15 protein-coding genes and 2 tRNA genes are annotated in these 16,481 nt (G+C 56.1%); 11 read left to right on the top strand and 6 right to left on the bottom strand.

All coding sequences use genetic code 11. The features are described from left to right. Positions 1-15: 15 nt before the first annotated feature. The 4 genes from glpX (at position 16) to I5192_RS04355 (ending at position 3,162) form a co-directional block, all read left to right on the top strand. The gene (gene glpX / locus I5192_RS04370; RefSeq protein WP_170422349.1) at positions 16-999 is read left to right on the top strand and encodes a class II fructose-bisphosphatase; all 984 of its coding nucleotides are present in this window, start codon (positions 16-18) and stop codon (positions 997-999) included. 90 nt (positions 1,000-1,089) lie between these two features. After that, positions 1,090-2,832, top strand: a complete 1,743-nt coding sequence (recJ, locus tag I5192_RS04365; protein WP_223117848.1) for a single-stranded-DNA-specific exonuclease RecJ — start codon at positions 1,090-1,092, stop codon at positions 2,830-2,832. A 109-nt stretch (positions 2,833-2,941) separates the two neighbouring features. Then, positions 2,942-3,016: transfer RNA gene (locus tag I5192_RS04360), tRNA-Glu, on the top strand. A 71-nt stretch (positions 3,017-3,087) separates the two neighbouring features. Then, a tRNA-Glu gene (locus I5192_RS04355) sits at positions 3,088-3,162 on the top strand. A 105-nt stretch (positions 3,163-3,267) separates the two neighbouring features. On the opposite strand, the gene I5192_RS04350 is transcribed toward I5192_RS04355, so the two are convergent. Then, positions 3,268-4,212, bottom strand: coding sequence for a DUF2806 domain-containing protein (locus tag I5192_RS04350; protein ID WP_223117847.1), 945 nt, complete (start codon positions 4,210-4,212; stop codon positions 3,268-3,270). Between the two features lie 576 nt (positions 4,213-4,788). Between I5192_RS04350 and I5192_RS04345 the strand changes: the two genes are divergently transcribed. Further along, the gene (locus tag I5192_RS04345) at positions 4,789-5,580 is read left to right on the top strand and encodes an inositol monophosphatase family protein (protein ID WP_223117846.1); all 792 of its coding nucleotides are present in this window, start codon (positions 4,789-4,791) and stop codon (positions 5,578-5,580) included. A 4-nt stretch (positions 5,581-5,584) separates the two neighbouring features. On the opposite strand, the gene I5192_RS04340 is transcribed toward I5192_RS04345, so the two are convergent. Genes I5192_RS04340 through I5192_RS04320 form a run of 5 tightly spaced genes read right to left on the bottom strand, consistent with a single transcriptional unit; the run spans position 5,585 to position 10,988 of the window. Continuing rightward, positions 5,585-6,151 carry a histidine phosphatase family protein gene (locus I5192_RS04340; protein WP_223117845.1) on the bottom strand — a complete coding sequence of 189 codons (567 nt, stop codon included), beginning with the start codon at positions 6,149-6,151 and terminating at the stop codon, positions 5,585-5,587. Further along, positions 6,152-7,213 carry an ABC transporter ATP-binding protein gene (locus tag I5192_RS04335; protein ID WP_223117844.1) on the bottom strand — a complete coding sequence of 354 codons (1,062 nt, stop codon included), beginning with the start codon at positions 7,211-7,213 and terminating at the stop codon, positions 6,152-6,154. It lies immediately after the preceding gene. Between the two features lie 11 nt (positions 7,214-7,224). Beyond that, entirely contained in the window at positions 7,225-9,438 is a 2,214-nt protein-coding gene (locus I5192_RS04330; protein ID WP_223117843.1) for an iron ABC transporter permease, read from the bottom strand. Continuing rightward, on the bottom strand, positions 9,439-10,464 hold the full coding sequence (locus I5192_RS04325; protein WP_170422361.1) for an ABC transporter substrate-binding protein: 1,026 nt from the start codon (positions 10,462-10,464) through the stop codon (positions 9,439-9,441). A gap of 59 nt (positions 10,465-10,523) precedes the next feature. After that, entirely contained in the window at positions 10,524-10,988 is a 465-nt protein-coding gene (locus I5192_RS04320) for an NUDIX hydrolase (RefSeq protein WP_170396245.1), read from the bottom strand. A gap of 224 nt (positions 10,989-11,212) precedes the next feature. Here I5192_RS04320 and I5192_RS04315 point away from each other — a divergent pair, with 224 nt between their 5' ends. Genes I5192_RS04315 through I5192_RS04290 form a run of 6 tightly spaced genes read left to right on the top strand, consistent with a single transcriptional unit; the run spans position 11,213 to position 16,437 of the window. Continuing rightward, a complete protein-coding gene (locus I5192_RS04315) occupies positions 11,213-12,067 on the top strand; it encodes a DeoR/GlpR family DNA-binding transcription regulator (protein ID WP_170403399.1) in 855 nt (284 codons plus the stop codon). 13 nt (positions 12,068-12,080) lie between these two features. Then, complete coding sequence (gene phnD / locus I5192_RS04310) at positions 12,081-13,055, top strand: phosphate/phosphite/phosphonate ABC transporter substrate-binding protein (protein ID WP_170396240.1); 975 nt, start codon at positions 12,081-12,083, stop codon at positions 13,053-13,055. Between the two features lie 58 nt (positions 13,056-13,113). After that, positions 13,114-13,908: a phosphonate ABC transporter ATP-binding protein gene (gene phnC, locus I5192_RS04305; protein WP_170396238.1), complete on the top strand. Its 795-nt coding sequence runs from the start codon at positions 13,114-13,116 to the stop codon at positions 13,906-13,908. Continuing rightward, positions 13,905-14,720, top strand: coding sequence for a phosphonate ABC transporter, permease protein PhnE (phnE, locus tag I5192_RS04300; protein ID WP_223117842.1), 816 nt, complete (start codon positions 13,905-13,907; stop codon positions 14,718-14,720). The genes phnC and phnE (I5192_RS04300) overlap by 4 nt, the downstream gene beginning before the upstream one ends. Further along, on the top strand, positions 14,720-15,535 hold the full coding sequence (gene phnE / locus I5192_RS04295; protein WP_170396234.1) for a phosphonate ABC transporter, permease protein PhnE: 816 nt from the start codon (positions 14,720-14,722) through the stop codon (positions 15,533-15,535). The genes phnE (I5192_RS04300) and phnE (I5192_RS04295) overlap by 1 nt, the downstream gene beginning before the upstream one ends. Beyond that, a complete protein-coding gene (locus I5192_RS04290; protein ID WP_223117841.1) occupies positions 15,499-16,437 on the top strand; it encodes an HAD-IIA family hydrolase in 939 nt (312 codons plus the stop codon). Before phnE (I5192_RS04295) ends, I5192_RS04290 begins: the two co-directional genes overlap by 37 nt. Positions 16,438-16,481 lie beyond the last annotated feature (44 nt).

Raw genomic sequence — 16,481 nt, 5'->3', positions numbered from 1 at the left:
AAAGGATATGCGAAGATGAACGCTGCCAAGATCGATTTCAACGACCGCCTGCTGTCTCTGGGCCTTGCACGGGTGGCAGAACAGGCCGCGCTGGCGTCCGCCTCTCTGGTTGGCCGGGGTGATGAGAAAGCTGCCGATCAGGCTGCCGTCAACGCTATGCGTGAACAACTGAACCTTCTGGACATTGAGGGTGTCGTTGTCATTGGTGAGGGCGAGCGTGATGAAGCGCCGATGCTCTATATCGGCGAAGAGGTTGGCACTGGTAACGGCCCGGGCGTAGACATTGCGCTGGACCCGCTTGAAGGCACAACCCTGACCGCCAAGGATATGCCTAACGCGCTGACTGTCATTGCCATGGGCCCGCGCGGCTCAATGCTACACGCTCCGGACGTATACATGGACAAACTGGCCATTGGTCCGGGCTTTCCCGAAGGTGTCGTAAGCTTGGACATGAGCCCGCGCGAGCGAGTTGAAGCGCTGGCCAAGGCCAAAGGCTGCGAGCCTGCGGATATTACCGTATGCATATTGGAGCGTCCTCGCCACGAAGCGATGATTGCTGAAGTCCGCGATACCGGTGCGTCGATCCGCCTGATCACAGATGGCGACGTCGCAGGTGTGATGCATTGCGCCGAAAGCGAAGTGACCGGCATCGACATGTATATGGGTCAAGGTGGCGCGCCCGAGGGTGTGCTTGCCGCAGCCGCGCTGAAATGCATGGGCGGTCAGATCTTTGGCCGCCTGTTGTTCCGTAATGACGACGAACGTGGCCGGGCGGCCAAAGCGGGCATCACCGATCTGGACCGTGTTTATGCGCGCGACGAGATGGTAACGGCGGATGTAATCTTTGCCGCTACTGGGGTCACCGGAGGCTCACTGCTGCCGCGCATCAAGCGGGAACCGGGTTGGGTTGAAACAACGACGCTGCTCATGCGATCAAAAACGGGCTCGGTGCGGCGGATGTCCTACCGCACGCCGATGTGGCCACACAACGAAGCATAGCGGCTTGCGCCAGCGCCTTCAGCAAGAGTATTCATAAAAGACCAAGAGGCCGGATCCGCAGGGGTCCGGCCTTAGTGCATGAGGTGAGATGTGGCATTTCTGGGCGTAGAGCAATCTCTGACGGGGCGACGCTGGATCGGACCGGGGATTGAGGTCGAGCGGTCAGCAGAAATGATGGCGCAGCAGACAGATCTGCCTCGCGCCGTCTGTCAGGTTTTGGCACGGCGCGGTGTACCGGTGATGGAGGCCGCCGGTTTCCTGGAACCCAAGTTGAAGGAACTGCTGCCCGACCCGCGATCGATGAAAGATATGGACGTCGCTGCGGCCCGGTTTCTACAGGCTGTGCGCAAGCGCCAAAAGATCGCAGTGTTTGCTGACTATGATGTGGACGGGGGCAGTTCGGCTGCGTTGTTGTTGGTGTGGCTGCGCCAGATGGGGCTTGCCGCGACGCTTTATGTGCCCGACCGGATTGATGAAGGCTATGGGCCAAATGTGCCTGCAATGCAGGAACTTGCGGCTAGCCATGACCTGATCATCTGCGTGGATTGCGGAACGCTGAGCCACGAACCTATCGCGGCGGCGAAGGGTGCGGATGTGATCGTTTTGGATCACCATTTGGGTGCAGAAACCCTGCCGGATTGCGTCGCCGTGGTGAACCCGAACCGACAGGACGAAAGCGGCGATCTGGGCTATCTCTGCGCTGCTGCGGTGGTGTTCCTGATGCTGGTCGAGGCGGGTCGTCAGTTGCGTGAGGCCGGGGCCAAGGGGCCGGATCTGATGGCAATGCTCGATCTGGTGGCGCTGGCCACGGTGGCGGACGTTGCGCCGTTGATCGACGCCAACCGGGCGCTGGTTCGACAGGGCCTGAAAGTGATGACCCAAAGGCAAAGGCCTGGTTTGGTCGCGTTGTCAGACGTGGCGCGCATGGATACCGCGCCCAACAGCTATCATCTGGGGTTTCTGCTGGGGCCGCGCGTCAATGCTGGCGGTCGCATTGGTCAGGCTGATCTTGGCGCGCGGCTGCTGAGCACGGACTCGATCACTGAGGCCGAAGCCTTATCCGAGCGGCTGGATGCCCTGAATTCGGAACGGCGCGAGATCGAAAACGCGGTCCGCGCGGCGGCTTTGGCGCAAGCCGAGGACCGTGGGTTGGATGCGCCGCTGGTCTGGGCCGCAGGCGACGGTTGGCATCCCGGGGTGGTAGGTATCGTTGCTTCGCGGCTGAAAGAGTCGGCAAACCGGCCCGCTATCGTGATCGGGTTCGACGGGGATGAGGGCAAAGGTTCAGGCAGGTCGATCTCGGGCGTTGATCTGGGCGCGTCGATCCAGCGACTGGCTGCCGAAGGGCTGCTAGTCAAGGGTGGTGGCCACAAGATGGCGGCCGGTCTCACGGTGATGCGTGATCAGTTGGAGCCTGCAATGTCGCGCCTGTCCGAGCTTCTGGCCAAGCAGGGTGCAGGCCAAGGCGGTCCCGCCGACTTGAAACTGGACGGGGCGCTGATGCCCGGGGCCGCGACAGTCGATCTGATCGAACAGGTAGAGAAAGCGGGTCCTTTCGGGGCCGGTGCCCCTGCCCCGCGCTATGCGCTGCCTGATCTGCAAGTGCGCTTTGCTAAACGCGTGGGCGAAACACATTTGAAGCTGTCACTTTCGGATGGAATGTCTGGCGGACTGGATGCCATCGCCTTTGGCGCGTTCGACGGCCCGTTGGGGGATCGCCTGTCTAATCACGGCGGCGCGCGGTTCCATTTCGCGGGTCGGCTTGAGGTGAATACCTGGGGCGGACGACAGAGCGTGCAGCTGCGGCTGGAAGACGCGGCAGAAGCTGTCTGACAACCGTTTCAACGCCGCTCAGGAACGGCCAAAAAAGTTTCACAGCCTTGCGTTTTTCGTCTTGCGGGGGGGGAAGGTAAACCGTAAAAGGCCCTCCACAAGCCAGCGTGGCCCGTTCGTCTATCGGTTAGGACGCCAGGTTTTCAACCTGGAAAGAGGGGTTCGATTCCCCTACGGGCTACCAGCTTGAAATTTTGCCTATTTCCCAATAGGTTAGCGTTGGCTAACCTAGGGATTTCGTAGGTTAGCCAGAGTGGCCCGTTCGTCTATCGGTTAGGACGCCAGGTTTTCAACCTGGAAAGAGGGGTTCGATTCCCCTACGGGCTACCATTTTTCTTTTATTTATCAATGACTTAAGGAACTATCTTCAACCAAATCATCGTTTGGTTGGTGGTTCCCATAACAACTCCACAACAGTAGCACCTAAGGCCATAGTTACTCTAACTTCAGGCCCGCGCTCTCGAGGAAAGATTTTAGTTCAATTGTATACTTTTCGTTCTCGGAAGGATCGGTGATCTTTAGTAATTCGCGCCCTACCGTAGTCAGTGCAGGTCCATTCACTCTGACACTTGAAGTATTCGGATTACTGAGAGACAAAATCAATCTGTTACCAGCATACTCTAGCGGGACACGGTTTCTCGCGAATTGCGAGTATTCCATCCATGAATGATAGTCGGTTTGGACCAAACCGTTTTCTTGCAAAGTATTGAGGTCGCCAAAGCTGAGACCAAAAACCCCTAAACGGTTCTGGTTGGCATTGCCACCCAAACTAGGAACTCGCACATCGAATCCTCCGGCTACACTTACACAAACATTCGCGTAATTTTGGAAGACTCTAGCTGTTTGTTGGTCCATTTGCCCAATTGCACGAACGGTGCGGATCGAGAAGGTGCCCGGACGACGTATTTCTCCAGCAAGTATTCTAGAAAAAGCGGATTGAATATCCTCTTCTGATCTTAACTCTGCCTCGGCACGAAAAGTTTCAAGCCAGTCATCAGATGGAGACCCTAACGGATTATCGGGCTGGCGGTCGGACGCGAGTTCCTCGGCAGTGCGAGCAACGACATCCTCTAAATTCACTTGGGTACGGAGAATTCGTGATGCTTGTTGGGCAAAGGCTCTGTTGGCCAAGTCCGAACTACCGCCAAAATCAGCAGAGATTTTTTTTGCCGCTGCCATCTGCAACTCCCGCCGGGCATCCGCGGACGCTCGGTGATCCGACGCAAAGCCCTCAAGCCAAGCGGCAGGTATGTCGATTGCAGCACCAATCAAACGATTTGCAGCTTTGAGAAAACCCTTCTGAACCGGGTCAGGAACACCAATTTCTCCCGCCACCTCAAGTAAGGAGGCGGCGATATTTTCTTCTTCGGATTCGGACATCTGTTAATCCTGTTGGCCATAGTTCACAGCGCGAAAACTTAGCAAACAACTCGAATTATCCAAGCAGAAAAACTGGGCTGTAGAAGTCGCCGATAGTCTAAAGTCGTTCTCCGCTGATCCGACTCAGATAGCGCCACCTGTGCAACTTTCGTTGCAAAAATTTGCGTTGATTTAGAAGAATAGGATTACAACAAACTGAGGTAGATTTTCCCGTTCATAGAGCTTTCCTTGCTGAAGTCATGCAGCAATGGTTAGCCATACGACTCAATTTTATCAGGTGCGCTTAAGAATAGTTAGAGAGGGGTTAGCCCGTGTAAGCAATTGTTTTACTTGGCAGTCCATGTTTTCCCTACGGGCTACCATTTTCTTCAATGCCAAAATCGTTCCCGGCGACGTATTCTTACAGCATCGTGTTTAGCACGAAACCTGCGCGCCCCGTTTTGAAGACGCGAAATGCGGTTGAAGGCACGCCTGTCATTGGCTGCCCCGGACCGAGTTCACCAGCATTTGGTATTTGCCATTCCATCACCAAGCCTGCACAGTTTTGGCCAACAACAGATATGATTTGGATTCCCAATGGATTACCTCAAAGAACGCAAAGACTTCGCGATCGCGATCTGCAAGGAAGCTGGCACAATCGCCTCCAGATATTTCTCCGACCGGGGCGGTTTGATCGTCGATCAAAAAGGCGCACAGGATTGGGTCAGCGAGGCAGACCGGAATGTCGAAACCTTCATCCGCCAGAGGATCGCCGAGGCTTGGCCCAACGATGGCATATTTGGCGAAGAGCATGGTGAAACACAAGGTTCAAGCGGATTTGACTGGGTGATCGATCCAATCGATGGCACCACGAATTTCGTCAATGGCATTCCGGCCTGGACCATCGTTCTGGCGGGCGTCGCTGAGGAAAATACCGAGATCGGTGTAATCCATGACCCAAATATCAATGAGACCTTCGTAGCCTCGCGCGGAGGCGGGGCAACACTGAATGATGCGCCAATGAGGGTCCCTTCGGGTGTTGCGCTGCATCAAGGAACGGTGGCAGTGGGTTATTCGAACCGGGTGGATAACCGTAACATTGTTCCAATCGTCGCGAACCTGATCGAGCGTGGGGCCATGTTTCACAGAAACGCCAGTGGCGCGCTGTCACTGGCCTATGTCGCAGCGGGCCGGCTGCTTGGCTATGTCGAAGAACATATGAACGCCTGGGATTGTCTGGCTGGTCAATTGATGATCGCGGAAGCAGGCGGCGTGGTTGAAGATCAGGACGCAGGTGTAATGATCCGCAACGGCGGTCGGGTGATCGCTGGTACTCCGGATGTGTTTAATACTTTGCGTGAAATCTCTGAGAACGCATGGCAGGCCTGACAGTCTAGTCGATTGAGCGCCATCCACTCAGCGGTTTAAGGTCCGTTAGATCGGCTTGCCAATAATGGCCTTGCCCGCGCTGGTCATACCCCCGATCGATAGGACGGCCCGACAAGGAGCACCACAGAAGGGTCCCGACGGCCCCATGGGTAACGATGGCGAGGTCAATGCCATCATGCGTTTCGATAATCGAAGTCACTGCCTTGTGTATGCGCCGCTGGGCGGCAACGGCAGTTTCCCAGCCGCGAAAACTGGTGTTGGGGTGGGCAAAGAATGCGTCAGCGGCAGCTTCGAACCGGTCACGCGGCAGAAAACCGGTGGCGCTTCGATCATTCTCGCCAAGTGCGGCATCTTGTTTTATCCGCAGGCTTCGGGGCGCAGCCAGGATGTCGGCCGTCTCGCGGGCCTTTTGCTCGGTGCTGGCCCATAGGTGGGTAACCTCTGCAAAAATTCCGCTGGTTGCGAAGGCCGCAGCGCGGCGGCGACCTACCGCGCTAAGCCCCCAGTCCTGAATGGGGGTGTTCGGGTCAATGATGACCTCGGGGTGCGTGATGATTAGAAGACAGGGCATCTATTCGGGCAAAAGCACCGGACCTTTCTCGGCGAAGGCCATCTGTACTTCTGTACCCGGCTCTAGCGGCGCATCGACATCGTCATGGACTGCAAAGACCTGGCCGAACGCACCGGTCAGAGTGTACTCCATTCGGACACCCACATAGGTGGCTTTGGAGACGGTCGCTACAACCCCTTGCGCGGCTCCGATCACAAGTCGAGAAGGCCGGATGGCGACGGTCGCAGGCCCTTCGGTCAAGCCACGGGATGCCAAGGTATGGCGGTAGCCTTCGATCTCGATGGTGGCCATGTCGCCGTCGACCGAGATGATCTGGCAGGCAAGCAGATTGGCCTCACCAATAAAATCCGCAACGAAGCGATCATTTGGGGCGTCATAAAGCTGGCGAGGCGTGCCAATCTGGGCAATCGCGGCATTCCGCATCACGACGATTTCGTCGGACACCGCCAGAGCCTCTTCCTGATCGTGTGTCACGTAGACGACGGTCAGGCCAAGGTCTTGCTGAATGGCCCGGATGTCCTCGCGCACTTGGCGGCGTAGTTTCGCGTCGAGGTTCGAAAGCGGTTCATCAAACAACAGCACCTGTGGTTCCAACACCAAAGCCCGCGCTACAGCGACGCGCTGCTGTTGGCCACCAGACAATTCTGACGGGAGACGGCCGTCAAAACCTTTCAGGCCAACCAGCTCTAAACCGTCCAGCGCGCGGCGGCGGGCCTCGTCTTTAGCAAAGCCCGAGAACGTGAGGCCATACATCACGTTCTCAAGCACGCTCATATGAGGAAACAGCGCGTAGGACTGGAACACCATGGATACGTCGCGGTCCGTCGCGGGCAGTTTGGTCACATCGCGATCCCCGATGGTAATCTTTCCCGAGGTGGCCATTTCGAGCCCCGCGATCATCCTCAACGTCGTCGTCTTGCCGCAGCCCGACGGGCCCAACAGCGTGACCAGCTTTCCGGCTTCGACATGCAGGTTAATGTTGTCAACGGCAACGACATCCTTGCCAAACATCTTTGTCACGGACTCGAACCGAACCGGCGCGGCTTTGGACTGCAGGCTCATGTCAAACTCTCCTAAACATTGGTCCGCGACTGCGTCATTCGTCGCCCGATCTTGGTCCGACCCACGATCAGCTGCATCAGGGCAACCACTGACAGCATCACAAAGATCAGTGTGGTGGAATAGGCGATGGCGAGACCATAGTCGTTATTCTCGACCCGCCCGATGATATAGCTGGTCGCCATGTCATATTCCGCGCTGACCAGAAAGATCACGGCCGAAATCGCCGTCATGGCCCGCACGAAGCTGTACACAAGCGCCGCAAGAATTGCCGGGCGCAGTAGTGGCAGGATGATCCGCCGGAAAGTCTGCCACGAATTTGCACCAAGTGTTAGCGAGGACTCGTCAAGGCTGCGATCCAGTTGCGACATGCTGGCGATGCCGGCTCGGACACCGACCGGCATATTGCGGAAGATGAAACTGACAACAAGGATGACACCCGTGCCCGTGATCTCGATCGGTGGCACGTTGAAGGCGAGAATGTAGCTGACACCGATCACGGTACCGGGGATGGCAAAGGACAGCATGGTGCCGAACTCAAAAGCGTCTTTGCCTGCGAAACTCTGCCGGGTTAGTAGATAGGCCGTCACGAGCCCAACTGCAGCCGTAAGCGGCGCGGCGATTGCGGCGATTGTTATGGTGGTCCAGAAACTGTCCCATGCGGCCCCTGTCCAGCGAATTCCTTCCGCCTCGAACCGAACCGCGAAGGCAGTGACGTAGTGCTTGAACGTCAGGGAATTATTGACCCCCCACAGCTCGACCACACTGCCGTAGACGATCATGGCGTAGACGACGATGGTAAACACGGCCCAGCCAAGGGCGACGGTTAGCACCGGGATGGAAAGGCCGGTTGGCATCAATGGATGTACGCCAGCGTCACCTTTGCCCGTGACTGTGGTGTAGCTTTTCTTACCTAGCCAGGCACGTTGCGCGTAGAAGGCTGAAAGCGTGAAGAACAGAAGCACCATGGCCAGAACCGCAGCGCGGCCTTGATCGTACTGGGCGCCCACGATGGCAAAGAATATCTCGGTTGACAGCACGTCGAAATTGCCACCCAGCACAAGTGGGTTGCCGAAATCGGCCATGCTTTCGATGAAGCCCAAAAGGAAAGCATTGGCGAGGCCCGGGCGCATCAGCGGCAGGGACACGGTTTTGAACGTCTGCCATCTATTCGCGCGCAATGTCTGGGCTGCTTCTTCCATCGAGGGAGACACCCCTTCAACGACGCCAATCAGCACAAGGAAGGCGATGGGTGTAAATGCCAACGTCTGCGCAATCAGAACACCCGGCATGCCATACAGCCAGCGAGTGGGTTGGGTGCCGAATAATTCGGCAAAGAACTGCGTTACTGAACCCGACAATCCAAACAGCAGTATCAGCGCTAGGCCGATCACAAACGGTGGCGTGATAATCGGCAGAACCGTCAGTGCGCGCAACGCGCGCTTGTACCGAAAGCCCGAGCGGGTCACGACAAGCGCAAAGCACAAGCCGAGCGCAGTGGTGATGAAGCCGACGAGGATGGCCAGAAACAGTGAGTTCCATGCCGCCCCGCATCGTGCGCCCCAGAAACATCCCAGCCCCCAAAGCCGGTCGTCAAAGAACTTCGAGAAGAACACTGCGATGGAGTACGCGCCCTCTTCCGTCACAAAGGCAGCGAACAGCATCTTGGCGATGGGAAAGAACACAAACGCGGTGACGATGGTGATCACACCGCCGATGGCGCTGACCACGAAGACGTCTCCGTTAATCGCCCCACGTGCGGCGACACCTTGGGTCAGAAGGAACAGAAAACTCGACGCGCAGATCATCGCGCCATAGCCCATGCCGAATTGCCGATCACCGAGCTCTCCGAACAAGGCTTCCAGCCAATCGAAATTGTAGCCTCGGATTCCGATGCTGAACCCTTGTGCGATCAGCCAGCCGAAGCCCAGTGCCCCTGACAGGATCAGAATGCGCGCATAAAGCGGATCTGATTTGGCTCGCCTCAATACCAAAAACGGCAGCAGAAGAGCGATAAGAAGCGGCGCAAGCCACAGCTTTTCACCCTGCCCAATTAGAAAGGCAGCAGGCGCATAATCTTCGTCGAAAGGGTAGCCGTCCAGCAGCCACTCGAACGACCACAGGCCACCGTCAACCATGTACCACGGCAGCAGGCAGAATCCGACCCACCCGGCGATGACCCAGAAGATCAGAACCGGATGGGTCGTTTTTGTCGTGTCGTCAGTCATTTACTGCGGCAGTACCGAAACCTCTTCGTCCCATTTCTGCAGCAAGCGCTTGCGCTCATCCGACGAGCCGTATTTCTTGAAGTCATAGTCGATCAGCTTGATCTGGCTCATGTCAGGCGCGCTTTCCGAAGTTTCAGCACCTTTGTTTGACGGGACTTGGAAGGCATTTACCTGAAGGGCGAGGTTCTGCGCCTCGGGCGACAATGCCCAGTCATAGAACTTTTTGGCCTCATCTTCGTTGCGCGCGCCTTCGATGATCGACATCGAACCGATCTCGTAACCAGTACCTTCACATGGCGCGACGACTTTGATCGGGAAACCCGATACCGCCTGCTTTACTGCGTCATGCATGAAAACGATACCAATTGTATTCTCGCCTCGACCAGCAGCCTTGATCGGTGCCGAGCCCGACTTGGTGTATTGGTTGATGTTCGAATGCAGCCCCTTCATGAACTCAAACCCTTCGTCCTCGCCGAAGATTTGCACCATCGAGGCCAGGGTCGTGTAGGCCGTACCTGATGAGTTCGGGTTCGCCATCTGAACGTGCCCCTTGTACTCGGGCTTCAGAAGGTCCTTCCAGCAAGCAGGTTCGGGAAGGTTGTTCGCGGCGACAAGATCGGCATTGTAGCCGTAACCAAGCGCACCTGAATAGATGCCGATGGTCTTGTTACCCGCGCTTTCCGCCTGAGAAATCGCCCAATCATGAAGCTGGTCACGCATCGGCGACATGTATTCCATCGTCAGGCCCTCTTCTGCGGCCTGTAGATGTGGATCACCGGTACCGCCCCACCAGACATCACCCTTGGGGTTGGAGCTTTCTGCACGGATCTGAGCAAATGTCTCACCCGAGGATTTACGTGTCATATTGACGTCAATGCCAGTCGCATCTTCGAAACTGCGCGCCATAAGCTGGCACCAATCCTCTTGCGCAGAACAATAAAGTGTCAACTTGTCAGCCTGTGCCGCTGACATCGATGCGGCAAGGGCAATAAGCGATCCCAACGTTGTGGATGTAAATTTCTTCATTGATTTCTCTCCCTTTAAGTTCACTGCGTCCGGATTTCCCGGCTCTTATATGCCCTTCCTCATGCGGCCTTTCGCAATTTTTCGATAACAGCCAACGTCTCTTGATTATCTGACAGGCTCTTTAACAAACGCGCCAGTTCTTTCTCTTCGACAAGCTTTGCGGCCTTGGCAGGTGAGAACCAGTGGCGCTTGCGTTCGTCGCGTTCCTTCCAACGGCGTTTGAGCCGTTCCACAATCAACGGATAAAGCGTTACGCGGCAAGGCACGCTGCTTTTACCCTCGTATCGCTTGTCATAGTGAAAGCACCCGATCGATTTCTTGGAGATAAAGCCAACAGCTCCGGCCTCTTCCAAAGCTTCGATTTCAGCGGCATGCCAAGGCTTCTTACCATCCATCATCCAACCTTTGGGGATGACCCACCGCCCCCGGTCACGCGAAGTGACCATGAGAACCCGCAGCTTGTCGGACTTGTCCCATCGCACTGGAAGCGCACCGATCTGATCTGTGAATTCGGTCTTGCTCATGCGCGCGCTCTTGGCTCTGGCACTACGCAAAGGGCAATGGCAACACATACGTGCTGTTGAACAAGGTGGCTACATCCAGAACGCCGGTGCACTTCGATTGCTACGCCTCGAAATAGAAACAGTTCTTTGAAGTCTCACAATGAATCGTGGGCTTTGCAACAGAAATTGTTGCAAAACGACTGAAACGCCACAAAAGTGAGATTGAAACCGAGTCGGATTGCCAGATGCCCAAAGCGGAAACGCGCGATAAGAAAACCAACAAGGGCCAGAGTCGGTTCAAGAAATCCGACCGCCGCCGTGAGATATTGTTGGAGTTGAAGCTTCGCCCACACGTCCGGATCAGCGAATTGGCGCAGCGTTTCAATGTTTCGGCGGAAACGGTGCGCAGGGATTTTGATGCCCTAGCTGATGATGGGCTGATCTCGCGGGCGCATGGCGGTGCCTCTGCCCCGATACAAGGACGTTATCCAAGTCTGGATGAGCGCACCCACGCCCGCCTTGATGAGCGTGAAAAGATCGGCAAATGCGCAGCTGACCTGATTCAGGAAGGCGAGACGGTGATGATCGATTCCGGCTCAACCACCATCGAGATGGCCCGTATGTTGGCGTATCGGGGCATTCACTGCACGGCAATTACGAATTCGATACCGGTGGCCATGACCCTTGGTCACGCACCCGTTGAAGTCATTCTATGCCCAGGCGAATATCTGACCGCCGAGTCCGCCACGATCGGGACAGATACACTGGATTTTCTGTCTCGTTTCAACGTCGATCGCTGCATGATTGGCGCGTCCGGCCTGTCAGAAGAAGGGCCGTCAGAGACCGTGCGCGGTTTCGCAACCGTCAAACGGATGATGCTGGCACGCGCCGCGACGCGACATCTTCTGATTGGGTCCGAGAAATTCGACCGCAAAGGTTTGACCCGTGTGGGCGACCTTGACGGGCTGAATTCAATCGTAACTGATACCAAACCAACAGGGGATTTGCTTGGTGCGATCAACGACGCCGGGGTGAAGATTCTTGTCGCTGAGCAGTCCTTACAAAGAACGACAAACCGTGGACAGAAAAGCCACGCATGACTGGGAGGAAGAAATGAAATTTGATATCAAACTACTGATCGGAGCTTCCGCAATCGCGCTCTTGTCTCTGTCGGGCACGGCTTCGGCGCAAGACTGCCCGCGCGGTGATCTGGATGCGCGGTTCTGCGATGCCGATGGCGATCTGATCGCGGATATCCCCGCTGATCCTGCCGATCAGATTGATCCTGATACCCTGATCTTTGCCTACACCCCGGTTGAAGACCCTGCCGTATACAAAACTGCTTGGTCAGACTTTCTTGATCATCTGAAAGCGGAAACTGGCAAAGACGTTGTTTTCTTTCCAGTTCAGAACAACGCGGCCCAGATTGAGGCCATGCGTTCGGGGCGTCTGCATATCGCGGGCTTCAATACCGGTTCAAACCCGTTGGCCGTGAACTGCGCCGGATTCAGGCCCTTCACGATCATGGCGTCGAAAGACGGAAACTTCGGATACGAGATGGAGATCATCACCTATCCCGGTTCAGGCATCGAAAAGGTTGAGGATATCAAGGGCAAGCAATTGGCCTTTACTTCTCCTACTTCGAACTCGGGCTTCAAAGCGCCCTCGGCGATCCTGAAAAGCGATTTTGATCTGCTGCCCGAACGCGATTTTGAGCCGGTTTATTCGGGCAAACACGACAACTCGATCCTGGGTGTCGCAAACAAGGACTATTTGGCTGCCTCGATCGCTAATTCGGTCAAATCGCGGATGATCTCGCGCGATGTGATCAACGAAGACGACGTCATCACGATCTACAAGTCGCAGACCTTCCCGACGACAGGCTTTGGAACCGTGTACAACCTGACGCCGGAACTGCAGGAGAAAATCCGCAATGCCTTCTTCAGCTTCGACTGGGAGGGAACGACGCTTGAGGCTGAGTTCTCGAAATCGAATGAAGGTCAGTTCCTTGAGATGACCTATCAGGAGTTCTGGGACGTCATCCGCAAGATCGACGCGGCCAACGGCGTTTCCTACGCCTGCCAGTAATCGATACTACATCCAACGGGCCCTGCGGGGCCCGTTACCACCCGAACCGGGGGCATAAATGCTGCGGCTTCAAAAGCTTACAAAAACTTATAAAACCGGCGATCAGGCCCTGAAGGCGATCGATCTAGATGTGCCAAAGGGCCAGGTTCTGGCGCTGATCGGGCCTTCTGGTGCTGGCAAATCCACCATGATCCGCTGCATTAACCGTTTGGTTGAACCCACAAGTGGCGAGGTTCTGCTGGACGACGTGGACCTGGTCAAACTCGGCTCGGGCGCGCTGCGGAAAGCACGTCGTGAAATGGGGATGATCTTTCAGGAATACGCACTGGTTGAACGCCTGACCGTCATGGAAAATGTACTGTCGGGACGGCTGGGATATGTTGGGTTTTGGCGGAGCTTCCTGCGACGTTACCCCCAGTCTGACGTGGATGATGCATTCCGCCTGCTGGATCGCGTGGGTCTGTTGCATATGGCCGACAAACGCGCGGACGAACTGTCAGGTGGTCAGCGTCAGCGGGTTGGAATATGCCGGGCGCTAATCCAAAATCCCAAGCTTCTGCTGGTCGATGAACCGACCGCCTCACTGGACCCAAAAACCAGCCGTCAGATCATGCGCTTGATTACCGAGCTGTGTCAGGAACGCGGATTAGCCGCGATAATCAACATTCATGACGTGGCCCTTGCGCAAATGTTCGTACCGCGCGTCGTTGGCCTACGCTTTGGTGAAATCGTATTTGACGGCCTCCCCTCTGGGCTTACGCCTGACAAGTTGACCGAAATCTATGGCGAAGAAGACTGGGAAGCGACCATAGAGAAAGTTGAAGACGACGAAGAGATCGAGGCCGCGGAATGAGCCATCCCGAACTTGATGACCTGCTGGGCAAAGGCTGGCGGAAACCGGCCTTCGTCAAAAACGCCTTACTGCGCTGGACCTTGATCGTTGGATTCGTCGCCTATCTGATTGCGGCATTTATGACCATCGAGGTGGATTGGGGCCGGGTTTATGAAGGCTTGGATCGCGGTTGGGCTTTTGTCCTTGCTTTCACAAGCCCGGATTTCATATCGCGCTGGAGCGATATCTGGAGCGGTCTTCTCGAGAGCATCGTGATGACGGTTGCAGCGTCGGTGGTGGGCATCCTGATATCGATCCCGATCGGACTGGGCGCTGCACGCAATATTGCGCCTCTCCCGGTCTATGTGATCTGCCGAGGCATTGTTGCGATCAGCCGCGCCCTGCAAGAGATCATCGTCGCCATTCTTCTGGTTGCCATCTTTGGGTTCGGACCTTTGGCCGGCTTCCTGACACTGTCCTTCGCCACTATCGGTTTCCTGTCCAAGCTCTTGGCCGAAGACATCGAGACCATGGACAAAGTACAGGCCGAGGCGATCAAAGCCTCGGGCGCGCGATGGATGCAATGGATCAACTACGGCGTGCAGCCACAGGTCATGCCGCGACTGGTCGGGCTGTCGATGTACAGGATCGATATCAACTTTCGCGAAAGTGCAATTCTTGGGCTTGTGGGGGCCGGCGGCATTGGGGCCACGCTGAATACGGCGTTTGACCGTTATGAGTATGACACTGCGGCAGCCATTCTGATCCTGATCATCGGGATCGTCATGGCGCTCGAATACCTCTCGGGTATCATCCGCGCGAGGGTCCAGTAATGCCAGTGCTTGAACATGAAGGTACGCAAATCTGGCGCAGACGCACGACCGGTCAAAGCCTTGTGCGTTGGTTTTGCTGGCTGTTAGGTGTGGCGGTCTTTGTCTACTGCTGGCAGATCATCTCGGCCTCGACGACATGGTTCTTTGTGTGGGACGCACCCCGGATCGCGAACGATATCTGGACCCGCGCGACACCACCAAAGTGGGATTACATCACGCAGTTAGGCCGCCCGATCTGGGACACGCTGAACATCGCCACACTTGGTACGATCATTGCGCTGTTCCTTGCCGTACCGGTCGCCTTTCTGGCCGCCCGCAACACCACGCCGTCGGCCGTGTTCATCCGCCCCATCGCGTTACTGATCATCGTCTCAACCCGCTCGATCAACTCGTTGATCTGGGCGCTTTTGTTAATCGCAATCATTGGTCCCGGAGTGTTCGCAGGTGTTATCGCCATTGCCATTCGTTCGATCGGCTTCTGCGCCAAGCTTCTCTATGAAGCCATCGAGGAAATTGATCACACCCAAGTCGAAGCCATCACCGCCACCGGCGCATCCCGCTGGCAGGTCATGGCCTATGGAATCGTCCCGCAAATATTGCCCGCCTTTGCCGGGATCGCCGTATTCCGCTGGGACATCAATATTCGCGAGTCTACGGTTCTTGGCCTTGTGGGCGCAGGCGGCATCGGGCTGCAATTGTCGGCGTCGCTGAACGTTCTCGCATGGCCGCAGGTCAGCCTTATCCTGATCGTCATTCTGATTGCCGTCATGATCAGCGAATGGGTGTCTGCCAAAGTACGAGGGGCAATTATTTGAGCCGCTTCACGACCCAAGAGGCTTTCGACGCCTACGAGGCCGTTCGGCATCGACTTCCGGCTGCTGAACCAGCTGTTCAATCCTATCAGCATGCGAACACTTTGATGGATATTGCTGAAGGCTTCGATGTATTCCTTCTGGATGCGTTCGGTGTCCTCAATATCGGCGAGACTGCGATTCCCGGTACAGCCGCACGGATTGATCAGCTCAAAGCCATGGGTAAACGTGTTCTGGTCGTCTCGAATGCAGCTGGTCACCCTCATGCGGCGCTCGTCGAGAAATACGCCCGGCTGGGATATGATTTTGCGCCAGAGGATATCATCACAAGCCGCGCAACACTGCTGGCTGAGCTAGGCGGTCAACGCGCGCTGCATTGGGGTTTGATGGCAACACCCAGCACCGGTCTTCGCGATCTGGAAGATTTGAACCTGACTTATCTCGATGACGATCCCGAGCCCTATGACTCGGTTGAGGGGTTTCTGATGATCGGCTCAGCCGTCTGGTCCGAGGCACGTCAGGCCCATCTGGAAGCAGCCCTGCTAAAACGCCCGCGTCCTGTATTGGTTGGAAATCCAGACATAGTCGCACCACGCGAGCACGGATTTTCAAACGAACCCGGTCTGTTCGCGCATCGTCTTGCCGATCGAACCGGCGTTGTACCCGAATTCTTCGGCAAACCATTTGAGAATATTTTTGACTTGGCTTTCAAGCGACTTGGCCGGGTCGATAAAACTCGCGTGCTTATGGTTGGTGACAGCTTGCATACCGACATATTGGGGGCCCATGCTGCCGGAATCGCCTCGGCCCTGATTTCGGGGTACGGTTTTTTCGCAGGGCATGACGTCGATGACGCAATCACACAGGCGCAAATCATGCCGGATTTCGTTGTGAACCGACCATAATCTGATCACGCCTGCTTAGTTCCGCTTCAAATCCAAGCGCCCGT

This window comes from Ruegeria sp. SCSIO 43209 (assembly GCF_019904295.1).
GTDB lineage: Bacteria > Pseudomonadota > Alphaproteobacteria > Rhodobacterales > Rhodobacteraceae > Ruegeria.
The sequence above is the reverse complement of the archived record's forward strand: the minus strand, read 5'-3'. Positions and strand labels throughout refer to the sequence as shown.